The organism is Nitratireductor sp. OM-1, from assembly GCF_003296175.1.
GTDB classification, from domain to species: Bacteria; Pseudomonadota; Alphaproteobacteria; order Rhizobiales; family Rhizobiaceae; genus Nitratireductor; species Nitratireductor aquimarinus.
In genome coordinates this window covers 391,921-418,688 of the sequence record NZ_CP029208.1, presented here as the reverse complement: position 1 = coordinate 418,688, position 26,768 = coordinate 391,921, and the positions used below count along the sequence as shown (strand labels likewise).

25 protein-coding genes are annotated in these 26,768 nt (G+C 63.5%); 20 read left to right on the top strand and 5 right to left on the bottom strand.

The genetic code is table 11. From position 1 onward, the window contains the following. Window positions 1–7: 7 nt before the first annotated feature. From DEJ54_RS01885 to DEJ54_RS01865, 5 genes are read left to right on the top strand one after another with little or no spacing between them, the layout of a single operon-like run. A complete protein-coding gene (locus DEJ54_RS01885; RefSeq protein ID WP_113153071.1) occupies window positions 8–835 on the top strand; it encodes an ABC transporter permease in 828 nt (275 codons plus the stop codon). Then, window positions 832–1,611: an ABC transporter permease gene (locus DEJ54_RS01880; protein ID WP_025030355.1), complete on the top strand. Its 780-nt coding sequence runs from the start codon at window positions 832–834 to the stop codon at window positions 1,609–1,611. The genes DEJ54_RS01885 and DEJ54_RS01880 overlap by 4 nt, the downstream gene beginning before the upstream one ends. Next, complete coding sequence (locus DEJ54_RS01875; protein WP_113153070.1) at window positions 1,604–2,629, top strand: ABC transporter ATP-binding protein; 1,026 nt, start codon at window positions 1,604–1,606, stop codon at window positions 2,627–2,629. Before DEJ54_RS01880 ends, DEJ54_RS01875 begins: the two co-directional genes overlap by 8 nt. Window positions 2,630–2,645: 16 nt before the next feature. Further along, window positions 2,646–3,563 (top strand): nucleoside hydrolase, encoded by a 918-nt coding sequence (locus tag DEJ54_RS01870; RefSeq protein ID WP_113156020.1) that lies wholly within the window; start codon window positions 2,646–2,648, stop codon window positions 3,561–3,563. Beyond that, complete coding sequence (locus DEJ54_RS01865) at window positions 3,560–5,338, top strand: adenine deaminase (RefSeq protein ID WP_113153069.1); 1,779 nt, start codon at window positions 3,560–3,562, stop codon at window positions 5,336–5,338. Before DEJ54_RS01870 ends, DEJ54_RS01865 begins: the two co-directional genes overlap by 4 nt. A 176-nt stretch (window positions 5,339–5,514) precedes the next feature. Here the strand turns inward: DEJ54_RS01865 and DEJ54_RS01860 are convergent, their stop codons facing one another. Next, window positions 5,515–6,684 carry a M20 aminoacylase family protein gene (locus DEJ54_RS01860; RefSeq protein ID WP_113153068.1) on the bottom strand — a complete coding sequence of 390 codons (1,170 nt, stop codon included), beginning with the start codon at window positions 6,682–6,684 and terminating at the stop codon, window positions 5,515–5,517. Between the two features lie 145 nt (window positions 6,685–6,829). Here DEJ54_RS01860 and DEJ54_RS01855 point away from each other — a divergent pair, with 145 nt between their 5' ends. From DEJ54_RS01855 to DEJ54_RS01820, 8 genes are all read left to right on the top strand, one after another. Beyond that, a complete protein-coding gene (locus DEJ54_RS01855) occupies window positions 6,830–7,555 on the top strand; it encodes a phosphoribosyltransferase (protein ID WP_204360844.1) in 726 nt (241 codons plus the stop codon). A gap of 134 nt (window positions 7,556–7,689) precedes the next feature. After that, window positions 7,690–8,448 carry a gamma-glutamyl-gamma-aminobutyrate hydrolase family protein gene (locus tag DEJ54_RS01850; RefSeq protein WP_113153067.1) on the top strand — a complete coding sequence of 253 codons (759 nt, stop codon included), beginning with the start codon at window positions 7,690–7,692 and terminating at the stop codon, window positions 8,446–8,448. A 115-nt stretch (window positions 8,449–8,563) separates the two neighbouring features. Further along, window positions 8,564–9,040 (top strand): DUF3830 family protein, encoded by a 477-nt coding sequence (locus DEJ54_RS01845; protein ID WP_113153066.1) that lies wholly within the window; start codon window positions 8,564–8,566, stop codon window positions 9,038–9,040. A gap of 79 nt (window positions 9,041–9,119) precedes the next feature. Continuing rightward, window positions 9,120–10,154, top strand: a complete 1,035-nt coding sequence (locus DEJ54_RS01840) for an ABC transporter substrate-binding protein (RefSeq protein WP_113153065.1) — start codon at window positions 9,120–9,122, stop codon at window positions 10,152–10,154. Between the two features lie 121 nt (window positions 10,155–10,275). Beyond that, a complete protein-coding gene (locus DEJ54_RS01835) occupies window positions 10,276–11,097 on the top strand; it encodes an ABC transporter permease (protein WP_113153064.1) in 822 nt (273 codons plus the stop codon). Continuing rightward, window positions 11,090–11,893, top strand: coding sequence for an ABC transporter permease (locus DEJ54_RS01830; RefSeq protein WP_113153063.1), 804 nt, complete (start codon window positions 11,090–11,092; stop codon window positions 11,891–11,893). The genes DEJ54_RS01835 and DEJ54_RS01830 overlap by 8 nt, the downstream gene beginning before the upstream one ends. Window positions 11,894–11,896: 3 nt before the next feature. Then, window positions 11,897–12,949 carry an ABC transporter ATP-binding protein gene (locus tag DEJ54_RS01825; RefSeq protein WP_113153062.1) on the top strand — a complete coding sequence of 351 codons (1,053 nt, stop codon included), beginning with the start codon at window positions 11,897–11,899 and terminating at the stop codon, window positions 12,947–12,949. 78 nt (window positions 12,950–13,027) lie between these two features. Further along, window positions 13,028–14,458, top strand: a complete 1,431-nt coding sequence (locus DEJ54_RS01820; RefSeq protein ID WP_204360843.1) for an aminobutyraldehyde dehydrogenase — start codon at window positions 13,028–13,030, stop codon at window positions 14,456–14,458. A 67-nt stretch (window positions 14,459–14,525) separates the two neighbouring features. On the opposite strand, the gene DEJ54_RS01815 is transcribed toward DEJ54_RS01820, so the two are convergent. Then, on the bottom strand, window positions 14,526–15,446 hold the full coding sequence (locus tag DEJ54_RS01815; RefSeq protein ID WP_113153060.1) for a LysR family transcriptional regulator: 921 nt from the start codon (window positions 15,444–15,446) through the stop codon (window positions 14,526–14,528). Window positions 15,447–15,572: 126 nt separating this feature from the next. Here DEJ54_RS01815 and DEJ54_RS01810 point away from each other — a divergent pair, with 126 nt between their 5' ends. The 4 genes from DEJ54_RS01810 (at window position 15,573) to ftsZ (ending at window position 20,571) form a co-directional block, all read left to right on the top strand. After that, entirely contained in the window at window positions 15,573–17,354 is a 1,782-nt protein-coding gene (locus tag DEJ54_RS01810; protein WP_113153059.1) for a sugar phosphorylase, read from the top strand. Beyond that, window positions 17,351–18,148, top strand: a complete 798-nt coding sequence (locus DEJ54_RS01805) for a mannosyl-3-phosphoglycerate phosphatase (protein WP_113153058.1) — start codon at window positions 17,351–17,353, stop codon at window positions 18,146–18,148. The genes DEJ54_RS01810 and DEJ54_RS01805 overlap by 4 nt, the downstream gene beginning before the upstream one ends. Before the next feature lie 11 nt (window positions 18,149–18,159). After that, window positions 18,160–19,371, top strand: coding sequence for a glycosyl transferase (locus DEJ54_RS01800; RefSeq protein WP_113153057.1), 1,212 nt, complete (start codon window positions 18,160–18,162; stop codon window positions 19,369–19,371). A 174-nt stretch (window positions 19,372–19,545) separates the two neighbouring features. Then, window positions 19,546–20,571 carry a cell division protein FtsZ gene (gene ftsZ, locus DEJ54_RS01795; RefSeq protein WP_113153056.1) on the top strand — a complete coding sequence of 342 codons (1,026 nt, stop codon included), beginning with the start codon at window positions 19,546–19,548 and terminating at the stop codon, window positions 20,569–20,571. Window positions 20,572–20,683: 112 nt separating this feature from the next. On the opposite strand, the gene DEJ54_RS01790 is transcribed toward ftsZ, so the two are convergent. Further along, window positions 20,684–21,460: a class I SAM-dependent methyltransferase gene (locus DEJ54_RS01790; RefSeq protein WP_113156018.1), complete on the bottom strand. Its 777-nt coding sequence runs from the start codon at window positions 21,458–21,460 to the stop codon at window positions 20,684–20,686. A 156-nt stretch (window positions 21,461–21,616) separates the two neighbouring features. On the opposite strand from DEJ54_RS01790, the gene DEJ54_RS01785 reads away from it, so the two are divergent. Together DEJ54_RS01785 and DEJ54_RS01780 are read left to right on the top strand one after the other, a co-directional pair. Then, window positions 21,617–22,867 (top strand): glycoside hydrolase family 5 protein, encoded by a 1,251-nt coding sequence (locus DEJ54_RS01785; RefSeq protein WP_113153055.1) that lies wholly within the window; start codon window positions 21,617–21,619, stop codon window positions 22,865–22,867. 62 nt (window positions 22,868–22,929) lie between these two features. Continuing rightward, window positions 22,930–24,096 (top strand): Gfo/Idh/MocA family protein, encoded by a 1,167-nt coding sequence (locus DEJ54_RS01780; protein ID WP_113153054.1) that lies wholly within the window; start codon window positions 22,930–22,932, stop codon window positions 24,094–24,096. Between the two features lie 7 nt (window positions 24,097–24,103). Here the strand turns inward: DEJ54_RS01780 and DEJ54_RS01775 are convergent, their stop codons facing one another. Next, the gene (locus DEJ54_RS01775; protein ID WP_113153053.1) at window positions 24,104–25,171 is read right to left on the bottom strand and encodes a Gfo/Idh/MocA family protein; all 1,068 of its coding nucleotides are present in this window, start codon (window positions 25,169–25,171) and stop codon (window positions 24,104–24,106) included. A gap of 106 nt (window positions 25,172–25,277) precedes the next feature. Then, window positions 25,278–25,715 carry an Lrp/AsnC family transcriptional regulator gene (locus DEJ54_RS01770; protein WP_113153052.1) on the bottom strand — a complete coding sequence of 146 codons (438 nt, stop codon included), beginning with the start codon at window positions 25,713–25,715 and terminating at the stop codon, window positions 25,278–25,280. 130 nt (window positions 25,716–25,845) lie between these two features. Between DEJ54_RS01770 and rocF the strand changes: the two genes are divergently transcribed. Then, window positions 25,846–26,766, top strand: a complete 921-nt coding sequence (gene rocF, locus DEJ54_RS01765; RefSeq protein ID WP_113153051.1) for an arginase — start codon at window positions 25,846–25,848, stop codon at window positions 26,764–26,766. Window positions 26,767–26,768: the final 2 nt, after the last annotated feature.

Below are 26,768 nucleotides of genomic sequence, written 5' to 3'. Positions count from 1 at the left end.
CCAACACATGTTTCAGAATCGGATGGAAGGACTGGCGCTGGCGTTGCCTGCGGCGGTCTTCGCGGCGATCGTTTTTCTCGTTCCCGTGGGCATCCTGCTTTCCGAGGGCTTTCGCGCCGAGGGAAGCTGGACCCTGGCGTCCTATGCCAGCTTCTTTGAAAGCGACCTGAACCGCACCGTCTTCTGGCGCACGCTGAAGCTCGGCGCGATCGTGACTGCCGTGTCGGCGGTCATCGGCTATGCCACGGCCTATTCCATCGTCACGCTGCCGCCCACCGCGCGCGGCCGCATGATCGGCCTCGTCGTCATGCCGCTGATGATTTCGCCCGTCGCCCGCACCTATGCCTGGATCGTCATTCTGGGCCGCACCGGCTTCGTCAACGAAACCATTGTCTGGCTCGGTCTTTCCGACACGCCCATCCGGTTCCTGTTCACCGAGACGGCCGTCTTCATCGGTCTTCTGCAGCTCTTCCTGCCGCTCATGATCCTGTCGCTCATCAGTGCGCTGGAAAACATGCCCAAGGATGCCGTGCCCGCCGCGCGTGTTCTGGGGGCAAACTGGCTGCAGGTCTTCGTCAAGGTCATCCTTCCGCTCACCAAGGAAGGGCTCGTCATCGGCGGCACGCTGGTCTTCACCGGCTCGCTCACGGCCTACATCACCCCCGCCATTCTCGGTGGCTCCAAGGTCTTGATGCTGGAAACGCTGCTCTATCAGCGCGTCACCGTCGCCAATGACTTCGCCTCGGCAAGCATCATCGCCATGATCCTCATGGTCATGAGCTTTTCCGCCAACCTGCTTCTGAAACGCCTGGCCACCGCGAGGAACAAGCGATGACCTCCCGCCTTCTGTCCTACGTCACGCTGACGCTCGTCCTCATCTTCCTGCTCGGGCCGTTCGTCATCATCGTCGCGGCGGCCCTTTCGGGCGGCGAAACGCTCGCCTTCCCGCCGCAGGGCCTGTCGCTCAAATGGGTGATGAAAGTGTTCGAGGTGGAGAGTTTCAGGGCAAGCTTCGCGCTTTCCATGTTCCTCGCCATCTTCGGCACGCTCGCTGCACTCGTGCTTGGCGTGCCGGTGGCCTATGCCGCCTCGCGCTATCGTCTGCCTTTCGGCGAGACCATCCGCACCATCGTCTCCGCGCCGATCATCGTGCCGGGCATCATCGTCGGTCTGGCGCTGCTGCGCTATCTGGTGATCCCGCTTGATGTCAGCGTCGGCGTGGCGCTGTTCATCGCCCACACGGCGCTGATCCTGCCCTATGCGGTGCGCGTGGTTTCAGCCTCGCTCGACAATCTGCGCAGCGACATCGAGGAGGCTGCGGTCATCCTCGGCTCTTCGCGGGTCGCCACTTTCTTCCGGATCGTGCTGCCCAACATTCAGAGCGGCATTCTGGCGGCCTTCATTCTGGGCTTCGTCACCAGCTTCAATCAGGTGCCGGTGTCGCTCTTCCTTTCAGGACCGGGCGTGCGCACGCTGCCCATCGACATGATCTGGTACATGGAAATCACCTATGATCCGTCGGTGGCCGCTCTTGCCGCGCTGCTCGCCTTCCTCTCCATTTCCATCGTTTTCCTCGCGGAACGTTTCCTGGGGTTCTCCCGCTATGTCTGATGAAACCTATCTCGATCTGAGCAATCTTACGCTCGCCTACGGCAAGACCGTCGCGGTCGAAAGCCTCAACCTGTCCATCCGCAAGGGCGAGCTGATTGCACTGCTCGGCCCCTCCGGTTGCGGCAAGACCACCACCATGCGCGCCATCACCGGCCTTCTGCGTCCGGCGTCCGGCAAGATCACGCTGGATGGCGCGGACATCACCTATGTGCCGGCCAACAAGCGTCATGTCGGTCTGGTGTTCCAGTCCTACGCGCTGTTCCCGCACCTGACCGTGTTCGAGAACGTCGCCTTCGGTCTGCGCCTGAAAAAGCTTCCCACGGTGGAGATCAACCAGCGGGTCGAGGCCGGCCTCGCCATGGTCGGGCTTTCCAGGTTCCACAGCCGCAAGCCGGCGGAACTCTCAGGCGGTCAGCAGCAGCGCGTTGCGCTTGCCCGCTCGCTGGTCATGGAGCCCAAGGTTCTGCTGCTCGATGAGCCGCTGTCCAACCTTGATGCGCGCCTGCGTCTGGAAATGCGCACCGAGCTGCAGCGCGTTCAGCGCGAGAGCGGCGTCACCATGGTCTTCGTCACGCATGACCAGAACGAGGCGCTGGCGCTGGCCGACCGCATCGTCGTCATGAAGGAAGGCGCAATCGAGCAGGTCGGTTCGCCCGAGGATGTCTACAACCGGCCGCAGTCCCGCTTCGTCGCGGACTTCGTCGGCTTCGAGAACATCTTCCCGGTGGAAGGCGACGGCATTCGCACCGAAGCCGGCGCGATGCAGCTTTCCGCAAAGCCCGCAGCCGGCGCGTCCGGTCTTGCATGGCGTCCGAACATGGTGACCCTCGGCGAGGGGCGCTTTGAGGGCGAGGTGCTTGGCGCCGCCTTTGCCGGTGGCTCGCGCGAATATCTCTTGAAGAGCCCGCTCGGCCCCATCAAGGCCGAGATGGATGCCGCCGCACCTGCTTTCGAGCCGGGCAGCCGGGTTGCCTTCGACCTGCCGCCGGAACGCGCCGCCGTTCTCGAACGCATGTAGAAAGGGAGTGTCCGCCTTGGTCTGGATCGACACGGATATGGGCTTCGACGACATTCTGGCGGTGATGATGGTCGCCGCCTCGTCGAAGCCGGTCGCTGGCGTCTCGCTGGTGTTCGGCAACGCGCCGATGGATGCGGTGCGCGCCAATGCCGCCGGAGCCGCATCGCTGCTTGGCTGGCGGTTCCCGATCCACACCGGCGCGGAACGGGCGATCCTGGGCGGGGTGGAAACACCCGCCCATGTTCTCGGCCCCACCGGCATTCCCACCCGTGGGCGCAGCCTTCCTCAAGCCGAGGCGCTGCCGCGCACCGATGCGCTTGCGGCTCTGACCGCATGGCTTGAAGGGCTTGATGCGCCGGGCGAAATCCTTGCGCTCGGCCCGCTCACCAACATCGCGATCCTGTCGCTCGCCCGCCCGGATCTGCTTTCAAAGATCGACAGCGTGACCTGGATGGGCGGTGGCGCAACCCGCGGCAACCACACGGCGTCCGCCGAGTTCAACGCTTTCGCCGACCCGGAGGCCGTTGCCATCGTTCTGGCAAGCGGCATTTCGCTGCGCGTCGCCGATCTCGATCTGTGCCGCCAGGTGCTCGTCGGTCCCGAAGATGTCGATGTCGTGCGCGCCGCCGGCACGCCGCGCGGCGAAATTCTGGCCGATCTTCTGGGCGCTTATGTCGACATCGCGCTCACGCGCGGCCGTCCCGCCATGGCGCTTTACGATCCCACCGCCGCCGCCGCCTTTGTCGCGCCTGACGCCTTCGTCTTCGAAGAAGCGGAGGTGACGATGGAGCTTGCCGGCGCGCACACGCGCGGCCGCACCATTGTCGACCAGCGCCCGCATGTGAAACCCAACGCCCTGTGGGGCATGCGCGCCGATGCCGCCCGCGTTCGCGCGCTGGCGCTCGACGCCCTTGTGGAGGCTGCCCGCTCATGACCGTCGAACCCCGCGATCTCGACAATGCCGCCCTGCGCGACCGCGCCGTTGCAGCCGCACGCGGCGATGCGCCGTTTGATCTTCTCATTCGCGGCGGCACGCTGCTCGATGCGGTGACTGGCGAACTGCGCCCTGCCGATATCGGCATTGTCGGCGCGCTCATCGCCAGCGTCCACGAACGGGGCGCGCGCGAAGACGCAGCCGAGATCATCGAGGCGGAAGGGCTCACCATCACGCCCGGCCTGATCGACATGCACATGCATGTGGAAAGCTCCATGATCACGCCGGCCGCCTATGCGCAGGCTGTCCTGCCGCGCGGCGTCACCACCGTTCAGTGGGACCCGCATGAATTCGCCAATGTGCACGGGCTCGACGGCGTCACCTGGGCACTGGAGGCGGCAGCCGATCTGCCGTTGCGCATGATCGTGCTCGCGCCGTCCTGCGTTCCCGCAGCACCGGGACTTGAAATGTCCGCTGCCGATTTCGGCGGAGCCGAGCTTGCCGGCATGCTGGCGCGTCCCGGCATTGGCGGCGTTGCCGAGGTCATGAACATGCGCGGCGTCATCGACCGCACCGCGCCCATGCGCGATGTGGTGCAGGCCGGCCTTGAAAGCGGCAAGCCCGTCTTCGGCCATGCCCGCAGCCTCGCAGGCGCAGACCTCAACGCCTTCATGGCCGCCGGCGTCAGCTCCGATCACGAACTCGTCTCCGGCGATGATCTGATGGCCAAGCTGCGTGCCGGCCTGGCGATCGAGATGCGCGGTTCGCACGACCACCTACTGCCGGAATTCGTCGAAGCGCTGAACGCGCTCGGGCGGCTGCCTTCCACGGTCACGCTGTGCACCGACGACGTTTTTCCCGACTCGCTTCTGAACGAAGGCGGGCTTGACGATGTGGTGCGCCGCCTGGTGCGCTACGGCATGCCGGCGAGCTGGGCCATTCAGGCCGCAACGCTCAATGCCGCGCACCGGCTCGCGCGCCCCGATCTTGGCCTTGTCGCCGCCGGTCGCCGCGCCGACATCGCGCTGTTTGACGATCTGGAGAATTTCCGCGCCGCCGCCGTCATCGCCAATGGCGTTGTGGTCGCGCGCGATGGCGCTTTGACCGCCCCGGTGAAGGCGCATTCCACCGCGCCGCTCAAAGGCTCCATCAAATGCCCCGCCTTCACGCCCGATGATTTCCGCGTCCGGGCGGAAGGAGAGCGTGTGCGCGTCGCCACCATTCACCGCCCCCGCTTCACCGAGTGGGGCGAGGCCGAAACAACGGTGCGCGATGGCTTCGTCGTGCCGCCCGAGGGCGCGACGCTGATCAGCGTCATCCACCGTCATGGCCGCGCGGCGGCCATTCCGCGTGTGGGCTATCTCACCGGCTGGGGGGCGTGGCGCGGCGCATTCTGCACCACGGTTTCCCACGACAGCCACAACGTCACGGTCTTCGGCGGTAATGAAGAAGATGTGGCGGCAGCGGCCAACTGGGTGATCGAGGCTGGCGGCGGCATGGCCGTTGCGCAGGGCGGTCGCATCGTCGCCTCTCTGGCGCTGCCCCTGTCGGGCCTCGTTTCCGATGAGCCGCTGGCCGATGTGGCAGCGGGCTTTGCGGCCCTGCGCTCCGCCATGGACGGCATTGTCGACTGGGAGCCGCCCTATCTGGTGTTCAAGGCCTGTTTCGGCGCGACGCTCGCCTGCAATGCCGGCCCGCACCAGACCGATCTCGGCATTGCCGACAATGCCCGCCCCGCTGTTCTGGAAACGCCGGTTCTCGAAATTCTGGGATAGGTTTTAGAAGTCGGCGCTCGCCCCTCATCCTCACCTTCTCCCCGTGAACGGGGAGAAGGGGGCATAGAAGCCGCATCTTGGTTTTTGAGCGAGAGAAAATCCGCGCTTTCCTTCTCCCCGCCTGCGGGGAGAAGGTGCCGGCAGGCGGATGAGGGGCGAGCGCCCCACGTCCAAAATCAGGCCGCCAGTTCCTGCTCCACCAGCGTCGTCCAGAACTTCACGCCGGTGCCAATCGCCCCGTCATTGAAGTCATAAGCCGTGTTGTGGTGCAGCGCGCCATCCACTGCCGGTCCATTGCCGAGCCACACATAGGCCCCCGGCACGTCCTGCGAGAAGAACGCGAAGTCGTCGCCCGCCGTCGAGGGCGGAAAGTCGGTGCGCACCTTGTCGCCGCACACGGCCTGCGCCGCCGCCAGCGCACGCGCCGTCGCATCCGCATTGTTCACCACGGGCGGAATGCGGCGGATGAAGCGGTATTCGGCCTCGATGCCGAACATTGCAGCAACACCATTCGCAAGCCGGCCGATCTCTTCTTCCAGCTGGTCGCGCACACGCGGCGTGTAGGCGCGGGCGGTTCCTGCGATGTCGATGAAATCGGGGATCACGTTGAGCGCATTGGGGTCGCCCGCCTGCACCGAGCAGGCGCTCACCACGGCTGGCTGCAACGGGTCCACCACGCGGCCGACAATCGTTTGCAGGCTTGCGAGAAAATGTCCGCCCGCCGTCACCGGGTCCTTGCCCAGATGCGGTTTTGCGCCATGGGTGCCGACGCCGCGAAAACGCACCTGCCAGCTGTCGGAGGAGGCGAGCTGCGGGCCGGCCACCACGGCCATCTCGTCGGTGTCGAGGCCGGGCATGTTGTGCAGGCCATAGACCGCATCGCAGGGGAACATCTCGAACAGGCCGTCTTCCACCATGCGCTTTGCGCCACCCCGGCCTTCTTCCGCCGGCTGAAAGATGAAGTGCACCGTGCCTGAGAAATTGCGCGTGCGCGCCAGTTCGCGCGCCGCGCCCAGAAGCAGCGTCGTGTGTCCGTCATGCCCGCAGGCATGCATCTTGCCGGGCACGGTCGATTTGTAGGGGCGGTCGGCGGTTTCGGGCATGGCGAGCGCGTCCATGTCGGCGCGCAGGCCGATGGTGCGCGGGCCATTGCCCACCGTCAGCGTGCCCACCACGCCGGTGCCGCCAAGGCCGCGATGCACCTTCATGCCGGTCTCTGTCAGATGCTCGGCGACAATCTGGCTGGTCCGCTCTTCCTCGAAGCCCAGCTCGGGATGTGCGTGCAGATCGCGCCGCAATGCGACGAGAAAATCCATCTCCGCGCGAACATCCTCGTTAACAGCCATCAATACGCCCTTTCCATTTATGCGTCTGCCCGGATAAAAGGTGCCTTCCGCAACAAGGCGGCCGGCGTGGAGATATACGCTCTGTCCGGGAACAGAAATCCAGGTGAAAACAGCTCATTCTTAACGCGGGGCCTTTCGGCAGACAATGACGCATTCCGATTTCCAGATCGATCCCCAGGCATTCTGGCAGGAGCTCGAACCGGCAGGAACCTACGAGCGCGCCCCGCGCGGCGGCCACAAGGGGTTCTTCCCCGCAGAGCTGCCCGATGGGCGTCAGCTCGGCCTCCCGATCCGCGTTCTTTCAGGTGGGGAGCGGGCGCTGGCTTCGCTGATCGTCAACCAGGCGAGCTTCTCCGTTTCCGACGCGCTGGCGAAGGCGCTCGCTGAAAAGGCGTCCGCCTTCAGACCGGATGTTGTCGTCGGTCTACCGACGCTGGGTCTGACGCTCGCCTCGCAGGTCGCCCGCGCGCTCGGTCACAGCCGCTATGTGCCGCTCAGCACGTCGCGCAAGTTCTGGTACGAGGAAGAGCGCTCGGTTCCGCTGCGCTCCGTCACCAGCCCCGATCAGCAGAAGCGCCTTTATGTGGACCCCCGCATGCTGCCCCTCATCGAGGGTCGCCGCGTGCTTCTGGTGGATGATGTCATCAGCACCGGCAGTTCCATTCTCGCCGGTCTGAAACTCCTCAAACTGTGCAACATCGAGCCCGTCGCCGTCGGTGCGGCCATGTTGCAGACGCGCCGCTGGCGCGAGGCGCTTTCGGCCGAGAGCGGGGGCATCTGCGACCGCGTTGTCGGTGTGTTCGAAACGCCGGCCCTTGCGCCAACGCCCGAAGGCGGGTGGCTGCCGGAACAACCGGCTGCGACCGAATAGCGGGTTGATTTATTGCTGGACTGGTCGTTTGGTCCAGAAGCTTTTCGCGGCTGTCTTATTCTCGTAGCGTTGTCCGAGGCGTTATGAGCCTCGCCGCTATTTGCCGTTTTCCAGTTCCCGAAAGGAAGAAACTCATGTCCGCTTTGCCTGTCATCGGCGTCATCGCCTGCACCCGTCCGGTGGAGGGAGAGAATGCCCAGATCGTCAAGGAGCGTTACCTGAACGCCGTGCGGCAGCACGCGGACGCGCTGCCTCTCATCCTTCCCAGCAATCTCGATGCGGATGATGTCGCGGCACTCCTGCCCAGAATGGATGCCCTGCTTCTGACTGGCAGCAATTCCAACATTTCGCCCGCCCGCTATCGCTCGCCCCATGCGCAGCGCGGCATGCTGGATGCTGCGCGTGACAGCGCAACCGCGCGTCTCATCGATGCAGCGGTAGAAGGCGGCACGCCGCTGTTCGGCATCTGCCGTGGCCTTCAGGAAATCAATGTCGCTTTTGGCGGCACGCTTGTCGACGAGCGTGATGCCGGCACGCCGGAGTTCTCGCACCATGCGCCCGATGGCGTCGATCTCGATGCCATGTTCGCCTATGGGCATGACGCCGAGGTGGTTCCGGGTGCGGCCTATGAGAAGGCGCTCGCCGTCTCCGGTCCCCTGAAGATCAACAGCGTTCACTATCAGCGCATTGGTGAGCTGGGCGAGGGGCTTTCCGCCGCCGTTCGTTCACATGACGGTGTTGTCGAGGCTGTCGCAGCCGCCGGGACAAAGGCTCCGGTCTTCGCCGTGCAGTGGCATCCCGAGTGGGAAGCGGAAAAACGGCCGCATGATCTGGCGTTTTGGCGTTACGTCGGAGAGGCGGCGCGTCGTGCGGCGGGATTGTCACAGGCGTAAGCGCGCTCTGATCTGACTGGCGATAAAATTTCTTTATAGGCAGAATTCCGCATTGCGATTGGACATGCACCCGACCTTGCCTTGAAATATGGGCGTAACAAACGGGTTTAGGTTCATGACTGACAAGAATATCTATCTGAAATTCGTCGAGGCAGACGTAAAGGGTATCATTTCTCTTTATTGGGATACCGCGCCCAAGACCTGCGAAGCGATCTGGGGTGCACTGGAGAAGCCGATTCAGGTTCCTGCCAGCCATGCCATCTTCTCCGGCCCGGAAATCATGATGGGTCTGCCGGAAGAGGCCCGCAACTTCGATCCGACCAGCCTGCCGCCGGAAAACCAGACGGTTCTCCCGGAGCCTGGTGATATGCTTTGGTTCTATCAGCCGAAGAACTTCTTCAAGATCGATCCGGACGAGTTCTGGGAGATCGGCATGTTCTACGGTGTTGGTGGCCGCACGTTCGGCCCGACCGGCTGGATCCCGTGCACCTACTTCGGAAACATGTCCGAAGGGCTCGACGCAATCGCCGAGCAGTGCCGCCTGATCCGCAAGGAAGGCCTGAAGACGGTCGAGATCGGCCGCATCGTTTGATGATCCGGCAGCCGGCCCTTCTCGGGGCCGGCTGCCCAATTTCCAGAAGATCAAACATAAAGACAGCAAGGGAACAGCCATGAAGACGATTTCCAAGATCACGGTCGCCGGCGTTGGCGCTCTGATGGCAGGCACGGCGCTTGCCCAGGCCGAAACGCTCACGATCAACTCCTTCGGCGGTGCTTACGAAGAAGCACATCGTGAGTGCATTCTCACCCCGTTCGAGAAAAAGACCGGCGCTCAGGTGCGCGTGGTGACGGCCTATTCCGCCGACGCTTTCGCCCAGCTTCGCGCGCAGAAGAACGCTCCGCAGTTCGATGTCATCCACTTCTCCGGTGGTCAGGAAATCGTGGCTGCCGAAGAAGGCCTCCTGTCGCCCATCGACGAAGCCAAGCTGACCAACGCCGCCGATGTCTATGACTTCGCGCGCGCCAACCTCGCCAAGGGTGAAGGTCCGGCCTACTCGATTGCTGCGATCGGCCTTCTCTACAATGACGAAGCTGCCGATCCCAAGCCGACCGCCTGGAAGGATCTTTCCAACGAGGCCTATGCCGACCACATCGTCCTGACCGACATTTCCAACGGTTACGGCATGCTCGGCTTCCTCATGATCAACCAGGTCAATGGCGGCGATCTCGACAACATTCAGCCGGGTCTCGATGCAGTCACCAAGCTGCTCGAAAATGGCGCAATCGTTGTTTCCACCTCGCCGGAAATCCAGCAGGAGTTCGCCCAGAACGACGCCTGGATCGCGGCCTACGCTTCCGATTACGCCTACACGCTGCGCAAGGCCGGTCTGCCGACCGCCTTCACCCAGGGTGCAGAAGGCACGCCGGCAAGCTTCATCACGGCAAACCTCGTGGCAGGCCGTCCGAACCAGGATCTCGCCGTCCAGCTGATCGACATGTCGATCTCGCCGGAGGCGCAGGCCTGCTTCGCAGAGAAGCTGCGCTACTCGCCGACCAACGCGAAGACCGAGCTTGCCGGTGAAGTCGCCGCTGACGTCGCCTATGGCGAAGAAGGCGTGAAGGGCCTCATCCGTTTTGACCCGGTCAAGATCGAGGCCAACCGTTCGGCCTGGGTCGACGCCTGGAACCGCACCATCGCCCGCTAAGGCGAAACCTTGAATTGCGGCGTCGCATCCCCTTGCGGCGCCGCGCCTTGCGCCTGCACATTCGCGCGGCCAAACCCGCTGGGCCTTCACCGGTCCAATGCAAGCTGAAACAAGGACGACCATGACAGACCGCGCGGAAAACTCGCTTCTGATCCTGCCGGGCCTCTTGCTCCTGGTGCTCGCCTTCTTCGTGCCGATTGCACAGATGCTGATGCTGTCTGTCTCGGGCGAGAACGGGCTGACCCTGGCCCATTTCACCCGCTTCCTGAGCGACCCCTATTATCTCAATGTGCTGTGGCGCACCGTGCGCCTGTCGGCGATCATCACGCTCATCTGCGCGCTGATCGGTTTCCCGATGGCCTATATCATGGCGCATGTCAGCCCGAAGCTGCGGCTCTGGCTGGTCATCATGGTGATCCTGCCGCTGATGACCTCCGTGGTCGTGCGTACCTTCGGCTGGATGGTGCTTCTGAGCCGCAGCGGCCTCGTGCCCGAGGTCCTGCGTGACCTTGGCCTCGTCGGGCGCAATTTCAGTCTGATGCAGACCGAGACCGCCATCGTCATCGGCATGGTGCAGGTGCTTCTGCCCTTCATGACCCTGTCGATCCTCGGCGTCATCACCCGCATCGACAGCCGGCTTGAAGAGGCGGCGCGCACCATGGGCTGTTCCTTCCTGAAGACCCTGCGCACGGTCGTCCTGCCGCTTTCGGTGCCGGGCATCGTCGCCGGCTCGCTGCTGGTCTTCACGCTTTCGGCAAGCTCGTTCGTCACGCCGAACCTGCTGGGCGGCGCCCGCATTCAGGTTCTGGCCGCGTCCATCTACCGTTCGGTCACGCAGACGCTCGACTGGCCCTTCGCCGCAGCCCAGGCTGTCATCCTGTTCCTCGGCATCATCGTTCTCCTGATGCCCTATGCCAGACTTTCGGGGCGCTCCAATGGTTAGAGCCGTTTCCACTCCGCTGCGCATCGGCGCTGTCGCCTTCGTCGTCCTGACGGGCATCTTCCTTCTCGCGCCGCTGGTCGTGATCGTTGGTGTGTCCGTTTCGGAAAGCCAGTTCATCTCGTTCCCGCCAACGGGCTTCTCGCTGCGCTGGTACGAGGCGGTCCTGTCGTCCGACGCCTATCTCAATGCGGCCTGGATCAGCATCCAGGTGGCGCTTCTGGTCACCGTCACCTCCTGTCTCGTGGGCGGTGCGGCGGCCATCGCGCTCCACCGGCGCAAGCTGCCCTTCTCGGGCCTGCTTTCGACGCTGTTTCTGTCGCCGCTGGTTCTGCCCACCATCATCTACGCCATCGGCATGCTGATGCTGTGGAGCGCGATCTTCGGGCCGGTGTCGGTGCTTACCCTGTGGGTCAGCCATACGATCATCACCACGCCCTATGTCATCCGCACCACGCTGGCGGTCCTGTCGGAGTCCAACCCCTTCCTCGAGGAAGCGGCGCAGACCATGGGCGCGAGCCGTTTCCAGCGGCTTCGGCTGGTGGTTCTTCCGCAGTGCCTTCCCGGCCTTGCGGCAGGCACCTTTTTCGCCTTCAACATCTCCTTCGATGAGGCCGTTCTGGCGCTGTTCCTGCGCAAGCCCGGCATGACCACGCTGCCCGTGCAGATCTACGGCCAGCTCGAATTCAGCCCCGACCCGTCGGTGGCTGCCGTTTCCTCCATCATGATCGGCCTGACCGTCCTTCTGATCTTCGTGATCGACCGGATGCTTGGCCTGCACCGTTTCGCGAGCACCTGATCCATGGCTGAAGTCCGTCTCAACGCCATCAAGAAATCCTTCGGCCCGGTCGAGGTTCTTCACGGCATCTCCATCGATATCGCATCCGGCGAGTTCGTCAGCCTTCTGGGCTCCTCCGGCTGCGGCAAGACCACGCTTCTGCGCATCGTTGCGGGTCTCGAAAGCGTCACTTCCGGCACTGTCGAGATCGGCGGGCGCGACGTCACCGACCTGCCGCCCGAGAAGCGCGACATCGCGATGATGTTCCAGTCCTACGCGCTTCTGCCGCATCTGAGCGTTGCCGAGAATGTCCGCTTCCCGCTGCGCATGCGCCGCATCGGCACGCTTGACGAGCAGCGCGACAAGGTGCGTGATGCGCTGGAGACCGTGCAGCTCGGCCATCTGGCCGACCGCCGGCCCAACCAGCTCTCCGGTGGCCAGCAGCAGCGCGTGGCGCTCGCCCGCGCCATCGTTTCGCGTCCGCAGATCCTGCTTCTCGACGAGCCGCTGTCCAATCTCGACGCGCGGCTTCGCGAAGACATGCAGGTCGAGCTCATCGAGATCCACAAGCGTCTCGGCCTCACCACCCTGTTCGTCACGCACGATCAGGAAGAGGCGCTCAGCCTTTCGGACCGCATCATTCTTCTGAACAAGGGCAAGATCGAGCAGGAGGGGGCTCCCCGCGAGATCTACGCCCAACCCGCCACCGGCTACGCTTCGAGCTTCCTTGGTGCGGCCAACCTCGTGTCGGCCAATATTACCGAAGAAGCTGGCGGGCCGGTGGCAACACTTGCCGACGGGCAGACCCTGCCGGTCGGCAAGGACGAAACGCGCCGTGGCCCGGCCGTCGTCGCACTGCGTCAGGAAGATGTGGCCATCAAGCCGAAGGGCGAGGGCGTCATCGAGGGCAAGGTGCGCACCCGCGTCTATCTTGGCGCGCGCAATCGCTACGTGATCCAGATCGGCAAGGAAGAAATCCGCGTTCTGGCCCCGCACGATCTCGATTTCGAGCGCGGCGAGACGGTTGGCCTCGCCATCGATCCGGCGCGCCTGCGCGTTCTGTCCGAAGGGGAATAGCGGCTTCGGCCGCGTTCTGCCTGACGCATTCACATACAGTTTTGAAAACCGATCGCCCTTGAGCGAATGGAGACACGCATGAGCAGCCTTGAAACACGTCTTTTCATCGATGGTGAGTTCGTCGCCGGTGAGGGCGCGGAGGAAACCGCATTCGATCCCGCACGCGGGACCGAGCTCGCCCGTGTCGCCTCGGCCAGCGAAGGCCAGATCGACACCGCCGTGCAGTCCGCCTACCGCGCGTTCCAGCGCTGGCGCCGCACGACGCCGAAGGAACGCAGCCGCATGCTGTGGGCCGTCGCCGACAAGATCGAGGAAAACGCAGCCCGTCTCGCCGAGGTTGAATCGCTGAACGCCGGCAAGCCGCGCCGCTTCGTTGAGGCCGGCGAGCTTGCCAATGTGGCCGACGTGTTCCGCTTCTACGCGACCGCTGTGCGCAACATGCCGGGCGTCGCCGCAGACGGCTATCGCGCCCACACCATGACAAGCATGCTGCGTCGTGATCCGCTTGGCGTCATCGCGTCCATCGCGCCGTGGAACTATCCGCTGCTCATGGCCGCATGGAAGCTTGCCCCGGCCATCGGCGCGGGCAACACCGTGGTCATCAAGCCATCGGAAAACACGCCGCTCAGCCTTCTGCGTCTGGCCGCGATCCTCAACGAGGTTCTGCCCGCCGGCGTCGTCAATGTCATCTGCGGCAACGGCCCGGATGTCGGCCAGCCGCTCATCACCCATCCGCTCGTGCGCATGATCTCGCTGACCGGCGATGTGCGCACCGGTCGCGCCATCCTCAAGGCGGCTGCCGGCGAGCAGATCAAGCGCACCCATCTCGAGCTTGGCGGCAAGGCCCCGGTCATTGTGATGAAGGACGCCGATCTCGACAGCGTTGTCGACACGATGCGCGAGGCCAGCTTCTACAATGCCGGTCAGGACTGCACCGCAGCCTGCCGCGTCTTCGCTGACAAGGCGATTGCCGATGAACTGACGGACAAGCTGTCCGCCATGATCGGCAGCCTCGTTTACGGCGCGCCGGAGCGTGAGGATGTTGAGTTCGGCCCGTTGATCAGCGCCGCCCAGCAGGAGCGCGTCGCCGGCTTCGTCGAGCGCGCCCGCGCATCGGGTGCGGACATCGTCGCTGGCGGCAATAAGCCGGATGGCGCAGGCTTCTTCCACGAGCCGACGCTGGTGCGTGCGCCCATCGGCGCCGAGATCGTGCAGAAAGAGGTGTTCGGCCCCGTCGTCACGCTCACCGAGTTCGATGAACCGGACACGGCGCTGAGCTGGGCGAACGCTTCGGAATACGGCCTTGCCTCGTCGGTCTGGTCGCGTGACACCGGCGCCGCGCTGCGTCTTGCCAACGATCTCGAATACGGCGTCACCTGGGTCAACACCCATGGCGTCTTCGCCACCGAGATGCCGCATGGCGGCATGAAGAACTCCGGCTATGGCTCGGATCTTTCCATGCAGTCGCTGCTGGAATACACGCAGGCCCGCCACATCATGGTGGCCTGAGCCGCAACGGCACGGATAAGAAAAAGCCCGGCAAAGATGCCGGGCTTTTTTGTGTTTCCTGCCGGGATCAGTCGATCCAGGCCATGTCCGGTTCCACACTGGCGCAAAATCGCGCGGCGCTGATGCGCGCCTGGCTGATGACCTTGCGGATGAAGTCCTGATGGGTCGAGGCCTGATAGCTGGCCACGATGTGCATGGGCGGAAAGCGCTTCGACACCTGCACCTGATGCAGGAGGCCCATGCTCAACTCGCGCCTGATGGTCACGGCGGGGATCGCGCCCACGCCGAACCCGTCAATGATCAGGTTGATGATTGCATAGAGCGAGTTGCAGGTGGTCAGCTTCGAGGCCAGTGCCTGCTCGTCGTGAAAATAGGGCGCGATCATCTGGTAGGGCGGCGAATTCTTCGGAAAGCTGATGATCGGCAGGCTCGCCAGTTCCGCCACGCTATAGGTCCTGTTCGGGTCGATCAGCTTGGGCGAACCGGCCCACACCATCTGCAGCACGCAGGAAGTGAAGCTTCGGAAACCGTCATCCAGCACCGGGTGCAGCGAGAAGATCACGTCAAACTCGCCCTTGGTCATGCCCTGAACGAGATGTTTCGTGCCGTCGACCGTCAGTTCGATCTTCAGGTTCGGAAAGCTCCGGTGCAGCGAGTCGATCAGATGCGGCATCCAGGTGGATGACACGGAATCGATTGCCCCGATCCGCAGCGGCTCCAGCGCCGGCACGGCGTCGCCCTGAAGCGTGCCCCGCAACTGGTCGATATCGCCAAGGATCGCCTCAAAACTCTGCAACACGCGCTCGCCATCGGCGGTCAGCGCAAAGCTGCCATCGCCGCGGTTGATCAGCCGGCTTTCCAGTTCGGCCTCAATGGCCGCAAGCCGGCTCGAAATCGCCGGCTGTGTCGTGTTCAGCTCTTCCGCCGTGCGGCCGAAATGCCGGTTGCGGGCGAGCGCCACGAATGTCTTGATATCGAGAATACGCATGAGGCCATTCTATAAACGGCTTCAGCCGGTGGCGCATCCGCAATTGCAGTCGCTTCCCGTGCGGCCTCTTGTCATCGTCGCCGTCCCGCGTCATCATGCTGCAATGCAACATGGCCGGTTCAGCCCATGACTGTGAGAGAAGCAGCGCGCCAGCCCCGGGCGGCCGCGCCCGCCAGACTGCGAAACGGTCTGCGCCAGCTTCTCGCCTCCATCTATCCGGATCACGATCCCGCCGAACTGGCAGCCAGCGCCGAAAGGGCTTTCTTCGGCGCGGCCAGTGCGCCGCGCAGGCGCGGCCGTCTTCCCGCAAACGCACTGTGGAGCGAGAAGGACAACTACGTCATCACCTATGGCAACACGCTCGTCGATGGCGAGCACAAGCCGCTCGATCTGCTCCACGATTTCTCCGAACGTTATCTGGCGGGCGTCTTCACCGGCATTCACATCCTGCCCTTCTTCCCTTTCACCTCCGATGATGGATTTGCCGTCACGGATTATCGTCAGGTGAACAGCCAGCTGGGCGACTGGGCGGACATCGCACGCATTGCCGGGCATTTCCGCCTCATGTCCGATCTGGTGATGAACCACTGTTCGAGCCAGGCCCGCATGTTTTCCGATTTTCTTCAGGGCCACGAGCCGTGGAACGGCTTTTTCAAGGAAGCAAGCCCCGACGACGATCTGAGCGCTGTGGTGCGGCCGCGCACGCATCCGCTGCTGCGTGAATTCAGGACCGAAAGCGGCAGCCGTTATGTCTGGTGCACGTTCAGTCACGATCAGGTGGATTTCGACTTTGCCAATCCGCGTGTCCTGCTGGAGTTTCTCGACATCATACGCGGGCATATCGAGCATGGCGTGCGCACCATCCGCCTCGATGCGGTGGCCTTTCTCTGGAAGGAGGTCGGCACGCCCTGCATCCATCTGCGCCAGACGCACGAGATCATCCGGCTGATCCGTCTCCTGTGCGATTATCGCGAAGAGCCGATCGTTCTCATCACCGAGACCAACGTCCCGAATGTCGAGAATCTCAGCTATTTCGGCAATCGCAACGAAGCGCACATGATCTACAATTTCGCGCTGCCGCCGCTTCTTTTGCATGCGCTTCTGGGCGGCACGTCGAAATATCTGAACGCCTGGCAGATGGCCATGCCACCGGCCCAGCTCGGCTGCACCTATTTCAATTTCTCCGCCTCGCATGACGGCATCGGCCTGCGCCCGGCAGAGGGGCTGATCCCGCAAGACGAGATCGCACGGGTCATCGAAACGGTGAAGGGCTTTGGCGGTCGCGTATCCTGTTACGCAAGGCCGGATGGCGAGCGCCCCTACGAATTGAACGTGGCGCTGTTCGACGCGTTTGCCGGCACACATCAGGGCGTCGACGATCACCAGCTCGAGCGCTTCTTATGCAGCCAGGCGATTGTTATGGGGCTTGAGGGCGTTCCAGCCTTCTACATTCATGCGCTGCTCGCCACCCGCAACGATTATGACGGGGTCGAGAAGCTTGGTTACAACCGTGCGATCAACCGCAGACGACTCGACTATGCCGCGTTACGGGAGCAGTTGGACGATCCGCAGACCTTACCGGCGCGTGTCCTTTCACGCCTCAGGGCCATGGTGCGTGTGCGCTCCGCGCAGCCGGCCTTCCATCCCAACGCCACCCAGTTCACCCTCCAGCTCGGCGACGCCTTCTTCGGCTTCTGGCGGCAGAGCCTCGACCGCTCGCAGAGCATTTTTGCCATTTCCAATCTCACCAATGAGGAGCGCAGCGTGCCGTCCATGACGTTGAACCTGATCGAGGGCGATGACTGGCACGATCTCCTGACCGGCGATCCGGTGGCGCAGCTTGCCGGCGACATTGCCTTCGCGCCCTACCAGACGCGCTGGATCTCCAACCGGCGGCAGGTCTCATGAGCGCCCGGCGGTCCTTCATTGTCTTCAGCGATCTGGACGGAACGCTGCTCGACCACGAGACCTATGATTTCGATGCAGCCCGCCCGGCGCTTGCGCGGTTGCGGGCCGAAGGGCACCGCCTCATCCTTGCATCCAGCAAGACCGCAGCCGAGGTCGCGCCGATCCGGCAGGCGGCCGGCTTTGCCGACTGTCCTGCAATCGTGGAAAACGGCGCTGGCATTCTGCCGCCGGAGCACGAGGCTGGTGACGAGCCCGTGGCGTCCGGACATCAACGCCTCATGCGCACGCTGGATGCGCTTCCATCAGAATTGCGCCGGCATTTCACTGGCTTTTCCGACTGGAGCGCAGAAGAGGTTGCGGCCCGCACCGGCCTGAGTATGGAGGCTGCCGCGCGCGCGAAACAGCGCGCTTTTTCGGAACCCGGTCTCTGGAACGGCACGGAAGAGGGCTACGCAGATTTCTGTGCCGCGTTGAAGGAGAACGGCGTCACCGTTCAAAAGGGCGGGCGCTTTGCCACGCTCTCCTTCGGCGGAACGAAGGGCGCGCGGGTGGACGAACTTTTTGCCCGCTACCGCACGGAAGACGAAGCTCTGGTCAGCGTAGCGCTGGGCGATGCGCCCAATGATGTCGCCATGCTGCAGAGCGTCGATATCGGGATTGTCATACCCAATCCGGCCCATGCCGGTCTCGCCCCGTTCGCACCGGTAAAGGGTGGGGTGATACGATGGGCAAGGCTTCCCGGACCTGAAGGCTGGAACGAGGAAATCCTCGCACTGTTGAACGCACCGGAATAGGGAGGAGCGCCATGTCGGATTTCCAGCAGAGCGGCAGCGTGGCCACGCTGCACAATCTCGGCACGACCACGCCGGAAGAGATGGAGCGCCAGCTCAGGCTTTTCGCCGAACGGCGAAGGATCACGCTCATCCTGCCGTCGCTCTTCTCCGAGCTTGAAGCGCCGGCGCTGGGGCGGATCGTTGATGAACTCTGTGAGGTTGATTACATCAATCACATCGTCATCGGCCTCGACCGCGCCAGTGAAGAGCAGTTCCATTTCGCGCAGGAATATTTCGCCCGGCTGCCGCAGCGCCATTCGATCCTCTGGAATGACGGGCCGCGCCTGAAGGCGGTCCAGAAGCGTCTGTCCTCATTGGGGCTTGCGCCCGAGGAGCCTGGAAAGGGGCGCAATGTCTGGTACTGCATGGGCTATACGCTCGCCTGTCAGGACAGCGATGTGGTGGCCCTGCATGATTGCGACATCATCACCTACACGCGCGAAATGCTGATGCGGCTGGTCTATCCGCTGGCCAATCCGTCCTTCCCCTATCAGTTCTGCAAGGGCTACTATCCGCGCGTTGCGGACGGAAAGCTCAATGGCCGCGTGAGCCGGCTCCTCATTGCGCCGCTTCTGCTCGCCCTTCAGCGCACCTTCGGGCACAGCGATTATGTCGAATATCTGCAGGCGTTCCGCTACCCGCTGGCCGGTGAATTCGCCATGCGCACCTCCATTCTGCCGGATATCCGCATCCCCTCCGACTGGGGGCTGGAGATCGGTGTCCTGTCCGAGGCGTGGCGCAATCTCGGCCGCCATGCGGTTTGCCAGGTGGATATCTGCGACGGTTACGACCACAAGCACCAGCCGCTTTCGGCACAGGATGCCGCACGCGGTCTCTCGCGCATGTCCATCGACATTTCCAAGGCGATCTTCCGCAAGCTCGCCACCGATGGCGTCGTCTTCAGCCAGGAGCATTTCCGCACCCTGAAAGCCACCTATTACCGCCTCGCGCTCGACCTGATCGAACGCTACTACAACGACGCGGTGATGAACGGGCTCCATGTGGACCGTCACAGGGAGGAAAAGGCTGTGGAGCTTTTTGCCGCGAACATCGTCGAGGCAGGCCATACCTTTCTCGAACATCCCATGGAGACGCCCTTCATCCCCAACTGGAGCCGCGTCCAGTCGGCGGACCCGGATGTCTTGAGGACGCTGCGTGAGGGTGTCGAGGCGGATAATGCGTGAGCCGCCATTGAAAGCGTTACAGGCCGTCATCACATTTGAATCAGAGCTGTAAACTCCGGGTGTTCAGGGCGTTGCGCACACTTGAACAAGCCGGCGCACTCTGATTCCTTCAGGCGGACGCGCGGGCGGAGCGATTCGCTGTCGCCGCTTGCCCCCAGGAAGGACCAAGGCCCAATGACGGACGAGAAGAAGCCCGAAATTTCTGAAATGCGCCCCAAGATCACCATCATCGGTGTCGGCGGCGGTGGCGGCAATGCCGTCAACAACATGATCGCGCACAATCTGCAGGGCGTGGACTTCATCGGCGCCAACACCGATGCGCAGGCGCTGACCATGTCCAAGGCCGAACGGCTGATCCAGCTGGGCGCGAATTCGACCGAGGGTCTCGGCGCGGGCTCGCTGCCGGAGATCGGTCAGGCTGCTGCCGAAGAGACCATCGACGAGATCATGGATCATCTGTCGGGCACCCATATGTGCTTCGTCACCGCCGGCATGGGCGGCGGCACCGGCACGGGTGCAGCGCCGGTCATCGCCGCTGCCGCGCGCAATGCCGGCATCCTGACCGTGGCTGTCGTCACTAAGCCGTTCACCTTCGAGGGCAATCGCCGCATGGCCATTGCCGAGCAGGGCATCGAGCTTCTGCGTCAGGCCGCCGATACGGTCATCGTCATTCCCAACCAGAACCTGTTCCGCATTGCCGACGCCAAGACCACGTTTGCCGAGGCGTTCGAGCTGGCCGACAAGGTTCTCTATTCGGGCGTGCGCTGCATCACGGATCTGATCGTCAAGGAAGGCCTGATCAACCTCGACTTCGCCGACGTCCGCTCTGTCATGCGTGACATGGGCCGCGCGATGATGGGCACGGGCGAGGCGACGGGTGATGCGCGCGCGATGAAGGCTGCTGAAGCCGCCATCGCCAACCCGCTTCTGGACGAGGCCAACATGAAGGGCGCCCGCGGCGTTCTGGTCTCGATCTCCGGCGGCCGCGACATGACGCTGTTCGAGGTCGACGAAGCCGCGACCCGCATCCGCGAAGAGGTCGGTGACGACGCCGAAATCATCGTCGGCGCGATCTTTGACGACAAGCTTGAAGGCACGTTCCGTGTTTCGGTGGTTGCCGCCGGGCTTGCCAGTCAGGCCGAACAGGATGCCGCCAATGGCGGCCAGCCCGGCGAGTTCCGGGCGCAGGCGATCCACTGATTTTGACGGGCGGCCCCCCGGCCGCCCACTGGCCGCCCGAATTCTTTCATTCGGTGATTTTTTCGGAAATTTTGCCCGGAATGACGAAATTCCGGGCAAAATTTCCGGATTTTCAGGCGGCTTTTACGGCCTCGACGCGCGCTGCTGCGGCGTCCGGACGTTTTTGCGAAAACACCAGAAGATTGGTGCGCATCGGCGGCGGCATGATCGCCTGAAAGAAGGCGACCGCAGCAAAGCCGATCGCGGTGTTGCCGTGGTAGCGCGGCGTGCCATTGGCCGTGTAGCCGTGATGCGTCCACTTCTCCTCGCCGAAGGCGCGACGGACACTGCCCATCGTGTTCATGCGGTAGAAGGTGGGGAACACGTCCTCATGCGGCCGCTCCGGCCAGACAAGGCGCATCAGCCGGTCTTTCACGCTGTCGGGGATGATGCGGTTCGAGATGCCCACATAGCCATAGCTGTTCGGCGTCAGGGCGCAGAACCAGCCGCCGGGCTTCAGCACCCGGTGGATCTCGTCGGCGAATTCCTGCGGATGCTCGACATGCTCGATCACCCATTCGCACACGATGATGTCGACACTCGAATCCGCCAGCGGTAGCCTGCCGCCCGGCTCGATCACATGCGCCTCGTCCAGATGCGGGTGTTCCATGACCACCGGATCGACGTCGAGGCCGATCACGTGCTTCACCTTGCCCTGGAAATTGCAGAAATCTTTGCGGAAGGGAGAGGTGCCTTCATCGAAGCGCGAACCGCGTCCCGCACCGAGGTCGACCAGCACCATGTCCGGGCGGACAAGGGCGTTGATGCGCGTGTAGAAAGCGATGTCTTCGTCATCGCGCGTAAATCCCCCGGCTGCCGTTTCAGGCCGCCATCGGTCAGTCACCGTCATCATCTTTCCCTTGCGCAAATGCGTTTTGCCGGTCGCAACCGGCGCGTGCACCGTATGCAAGCAAATCGCTATATTTCGTTAATCCGGGGCTGATACCCACTGGTATGCCGTGGGCGCTGATGCGCGCTCGGAAGGATCGGAGAGAGGAGCGCCGCCATGGTGGGCAGAACAATGCGGTTCAGGGGCTTTCTGGCGGCGGCAAGCCTTCTGGCCTGTTTCGCGGGACCGCTTGAGGCAGCGACGTTTGCGCCTGCCCGTGGCGTCAACCTCGACATCTGGGACACATGGCCCGATGAAGCGGAGTGGACGCAGGAAGATGTGCTCCTGCCTTATCCCGAATGGCGTCGCAAGATCGATGCCGAAGATCTGGCGCTTCTGAAGGAGACGGGTTTCGACTTCGTGCGCATGCCGGTCGATCCGATCCCGTTCCTGTCGCCGAAATCGGCCGGCTTCCGCGACAGGCTGTTTGCTTCCGTTCTCGAAGGCGCGCGCGCAATCAATGCGGCGGGCCTGAAGGTCATCGTCGATCTGCATCCCATTCCGCGCGGCGCGGACCGCTTTGCAGGCGTTGAGGAGATCCTGCGCGACGAGGCCCTGTTCGAGCGCTATCTGGACCTGGTGCGAGAGATGGGGCGCACACTCGCCGCAGAAGACCCGGCCATGGTCGCATTCGAGCTTCTGAACGAGCCGGTGACGGGCTGCGAGGGCGCGGAAGGCGCTGCCTGGGACGAGCAGCTGGGCAGGCTCTTTGCCGCTGCGCGCTCGTCGGCTCCACGCACGACGCTGATACTGTCCGGCGCATGCTGGGGAACGGCGGAAGGGCTTGCCGCGCTCAACCCGAACACCATTCCCGACGACAACATTCTCTGGGGCTTTCACTCCTATGCGCCGTTTGTCCTGACCTCGCAGGGCGCGCTGTGGGCCGGCGATTTCATCCGCTATGTGACGCGCGTTCCCTATCCGCCGCATGCGCACCCGGAAGCACTGGCCGAAGCCATTGAGAAGGCGCGCGAACGCATTCGCAACGACGCGCCATTCCTGCGCCGCGCCGGCATGCTGGCCTATCTGGACGAGCTGATCGCCGGTGTCGACACGAAGGAGGAACTGGCAGCCGAAATGGCGGCCCCCTTCAACATCGTTGCCGACTGGGCGGCGAAGTATGGTGTCGATCCTGCGAACATCATTCTCGGTGAGTTCGGGATGATCCGTCAGGAATATCAGAACCCGGATGTGATGCCCGCCGAATGGAGAGCGGCCTATATGCGTGACATGATCGCGCAGGCCGAGGAGCGCGGTTTTTCCTGGTCTATCTGGGGCTATGGCGGAGCCTTTGGAATTGTTGAAGAATTCGGCGGGCGCCGGGCAGAAGATGATGTGCTGCGCATGATCGGGGAGCTGAAAAACTAGACTGGCGTCCTCTGGAAAACTTAGGCGGGTAATTGTAAGCCGTCTCAAATTGAGGCGCTCCCATGACAAAAATCGCATTCATCGGCACCGGTTTTGTTGCCGATTATTATATGACCACGCTGGCCAACCACCCCGGGCTTGAACTTGCCGGTGTGTGGGACCGCAAGGCTGAGCGGCTGGAGCGCTTTTGCGCCTTTCATGGTGTGCGCGCCTATGAGGACCAGCCGGCGCTTCTAAGCGATCCTGATGTTGCGATTGTCGTCAATCTGACGAGCACGGAAAGCCATTACGAAATCAACCGCGCCTGCCTTGAAGCGGGAAAGCATGTGTATTGTGAGAAGCCGCTGGCGATGTCGTTGGATGAGGCCATAGAGCTTGCAGCGCTGGCCGAAAAGCGCGGCCTCATTCTCTGCACTGCGCCCGCCAACGGGTTGAGCCCGGCCTACCGGACATTCTCGCAGATCCTGGCGCGCGGTGACATCGGCGCGCCCCGGCTGGTCTATGCCGAGATGGAAGACGGTCCTGTGTTTCGCGCCGACTGGCGAAGCTGGCGCAGCCGCTCTGGCGCGCGCTGGCCGGGCGCCGAGGAGTTCAAGGTCGGGTGCACGCTGGAGCATGCTGGCTATGCCATGAGCTGGCTGGTCGGTCTGTTCGGCCCCGTTGTGCATATGTCGGCGTCATCCGCCCTCTGCTTTGCCGAAAAGGGGCCGGAGCTTGAAGGCGAGGCGCTGGCCCCGGATTTCTCCGTTGGCATCATGACCTTCGAGAGCGGGGTCAAGGCACGGATCACCTGTGGGCTGGCAGCACCGCGCGACCGCTCGCTCACCGTGCTTGGCGACCGTGGAAGCATGATCCTGCGCGACCTGTGGGACGACAACTCCGCAATCCACCTTTCCGCGCCGGGGCGTGAGCGCAGCCTTTTGCAGAAGGTTCTCGACGGGATCGAAAACCGCATCGGGCGCACCCTGCCTTTGCGCATCACGCCCGGCCGGCGCGTTGCGAGCAGCGCGCCGAAGGATGGCAAGGCCCTGCCTGCCTATCCCTCGCGGATCGATTTTGTCCGGGGCGTTGCAGAGCAGGCGAAGGCCCTCTCTGGCGGCAGCATGCCCTTCTATTCAGGAAAGGTGGCCCTGCACCTGACCGAGCTCGTTCTGGCGCTGAGCGCCGGCGAGCATGATTACACGCCGAAAACGCATTTTGCTTTCAAGCCGGAGGCGCAGAAGGACTGAGCGGTCCTCAACCCTTCCGGTTTTGCTCGGCAAGAACCGTTTCGATGATTTCCAGAGTGCGCGCCGTGTCGAGCGGGGCGCTGCGCCGGTCATGTGTGTGGCCGGCGCGGAGAGCGTCGCCGACCACCGCGATTTCATACTGAAGTCCGTATCCCGCGCGGGGAAAAGCGTGCCGGCGGATGCCCGGCAATGGCGCGCCTCGCGCGAATTTGCGAATGGCGCGGGACAGGGCCGACTGACCGGGAAAGGCGGCAAGGCGGGCTGCAAGCCGGTTGCGGCAATGCAGGACGGCGTTTGCGGCAATGAAGGGGGGCTGCAAAACCAGCGCCCCGTCGCTGCCCTCGATGATGAAGCAGTTGTCGCCCTCATGCTCGAAGGAGCAGGAAAGATGCGCCTCGACGTCCCGGTCGAACAGAAGCGTGACCGAGGCGGATTTGTCGACGCCGCTTGGGGCCTGTCGCCATTCGCCATCAACTTCCAGCGGCTCGCCCATCAGGTAGCGGGCGAGCGAGATGCCGTAAATGCCGAGATCGAGCATGGCCCCGCCGCCATGGGCTCTGGAATAGAAGCGGCTTTCGGCATCGTAGGGGTGGTGGAAGGCGAGGCTGCCGCGCAGGCGCGTGACCTCGCCAATTGCGCCTTCCCCGATCAGCGCCCTGGTTTTGGCGATGGCCGGCAGGAAGCGCGTCCACATGGCCTCCATCAGAAAGACGCTGCGCTCCGAGGCAAGTGTCGCCAACCGGGCGGCATCCCGGCTGGTGGTCACCAGCGGCTTCTCGACCAGAACCGCCTTGCCGCTCTCGATGGCGGCGCGGGCGATTTCGAAATGCGTGTCGTTTGGCGTGGCGATGTAGACCGCGTCCACTGAAGGATCGCCCAGAAGTGCCTGACAAGCGGCATGCGCCGTGACATTGCCATGCCGCGCGGCAAAGGCCGCGGCCTTTTCAGGCGTGCGGGAGGAAACGGCGGTGAGCGCGGCTTTCTCCGTCAGTGCCAGATCGCTGGCGAACTGCTCGGCCATGACGCCGGCGCCGACGATGCCCCAGCGGATCGTTTCTGAGGGTCTTGAATGCATCGTCGCTTGCTCGCCGGTTCTGGAAAGGGGCAGGGGAGTGCAGGTTAGCTTTGCCGGGTTAACGCCCGAATAAGCCCGGTGCGGACAGGTGCAGGCCGGTGTTCGATCACAGCCGCGCGCGGGTGCTGTGCGGGGTGGCCAGAAGCAGGCTTGTTTCGCTGTTCATGATGCCGGGAATGAGGCGAATGCGGCGCAGCACCGCGTCGAGATCGGTCAGGGTGGACGCGCCGAGCTCCACCACGATGTCCCAGCGGCCATTGGTGGTGTGAACGGCGGAAACTTCCGGAAAACCCTCAAGCGCGTGGATCACCCGGTCGGCGGAGCGCCCTTCGATCTCCACCATGGTGATACCGCGCACGGGCGCTTCCACCGTGTCGGCCCGCAGGATGACCGTGTATCCGACAATGTGACCGGCCTTTTCCAGCCGCTCCATACGGGCGCGCACCGTGGCGCGCGACACGCCCAGATCCATTGCCAGATCCGAGATGCTGCGGCGCGCATCATGGCGCAGAAGGGTGATCAGGCGTTCGTCGAGTTCATCCATGATTGTGCAAAATGAAATCCATAATTAGCAAAATGATAAATGCTTATGAAATTTTTGGCAATTTGGTTTGTTCATTCTGCCGACGATCCGGGGTCGAATAATGGGAACTGTTCGATGGGTCGGTGGCGCTATGCATTGCAAGATCTTGGGTATTCCGGTGCAGGATGGCGCCGGGCGCATGGGTTGCGAAATGGGACCGAGCGCCTTGCGCACGGCCGGTCTTGTGGCGGCGCTTGGCGAGCTTGGCCATCAGGTTTCCGATCTCGGAACCGTTGTTCCAAAACCGCAGAATGTGAAGCCGCATGGCAACCCCGCGCTGAAGGCGCTGCCGGAGATCGTCGCCTGGACGGATGCGATCAGCGAGGCCTCTTACGCCGCAGGCGAAGACGGCATGCCGATCTTTCTTGGCGGCGACCACAGCATGGCGGCCGGCACCCTTGCCGGGATGGCGCGCCGGGCGGCGGAAGCCGACAGGCCGCTTTTTGTTCTCTGGCTCGATGCGCATCCGGACTTTCACACGCTCGACACCACCGCCAGCGGCAATCTGCATGGCGTGCCGCTTGCCTATGCCAGCGGGCAGGCGGGTTTTGACGGCTTCTTTCCGCGCCTTCACACACCGATCGATCCCACCCGCATCTGCGCCCTTGGGCTGCGCAGCGTGGACCCGGCGGAGCACACTGCGCTGCGCGGGGCGGGCGTGACCGTTCATGACATGCGCGCCATTGATGAGCATGGGATTGCGCCGCTGCTGCGTGCCTTTCTGGAGCGGGTGGCCGCCGAGGGCGGACGCCTGCATGTGAGCCTCGACGTGGACTTTCTCGATCCCGCCATTGCGCCGGCGGTGGGCACCACCGTGCCCGGCGGCGCAACCTTCCGCGAGGCCCATCTGGCGATGGAGATGCTGCACGACAGCGGTCTCGTCACCAGCCTCGACCTCGTGGAACTCAACCCTTTCCTCGATGAGCGCGGTCGCACGGCGACCCTGCTTGTCGACCTCACAGCCAGTCTGCTTGGCCGGCGCATCATGGATCGGCCTACCAGGAGCCATTGACG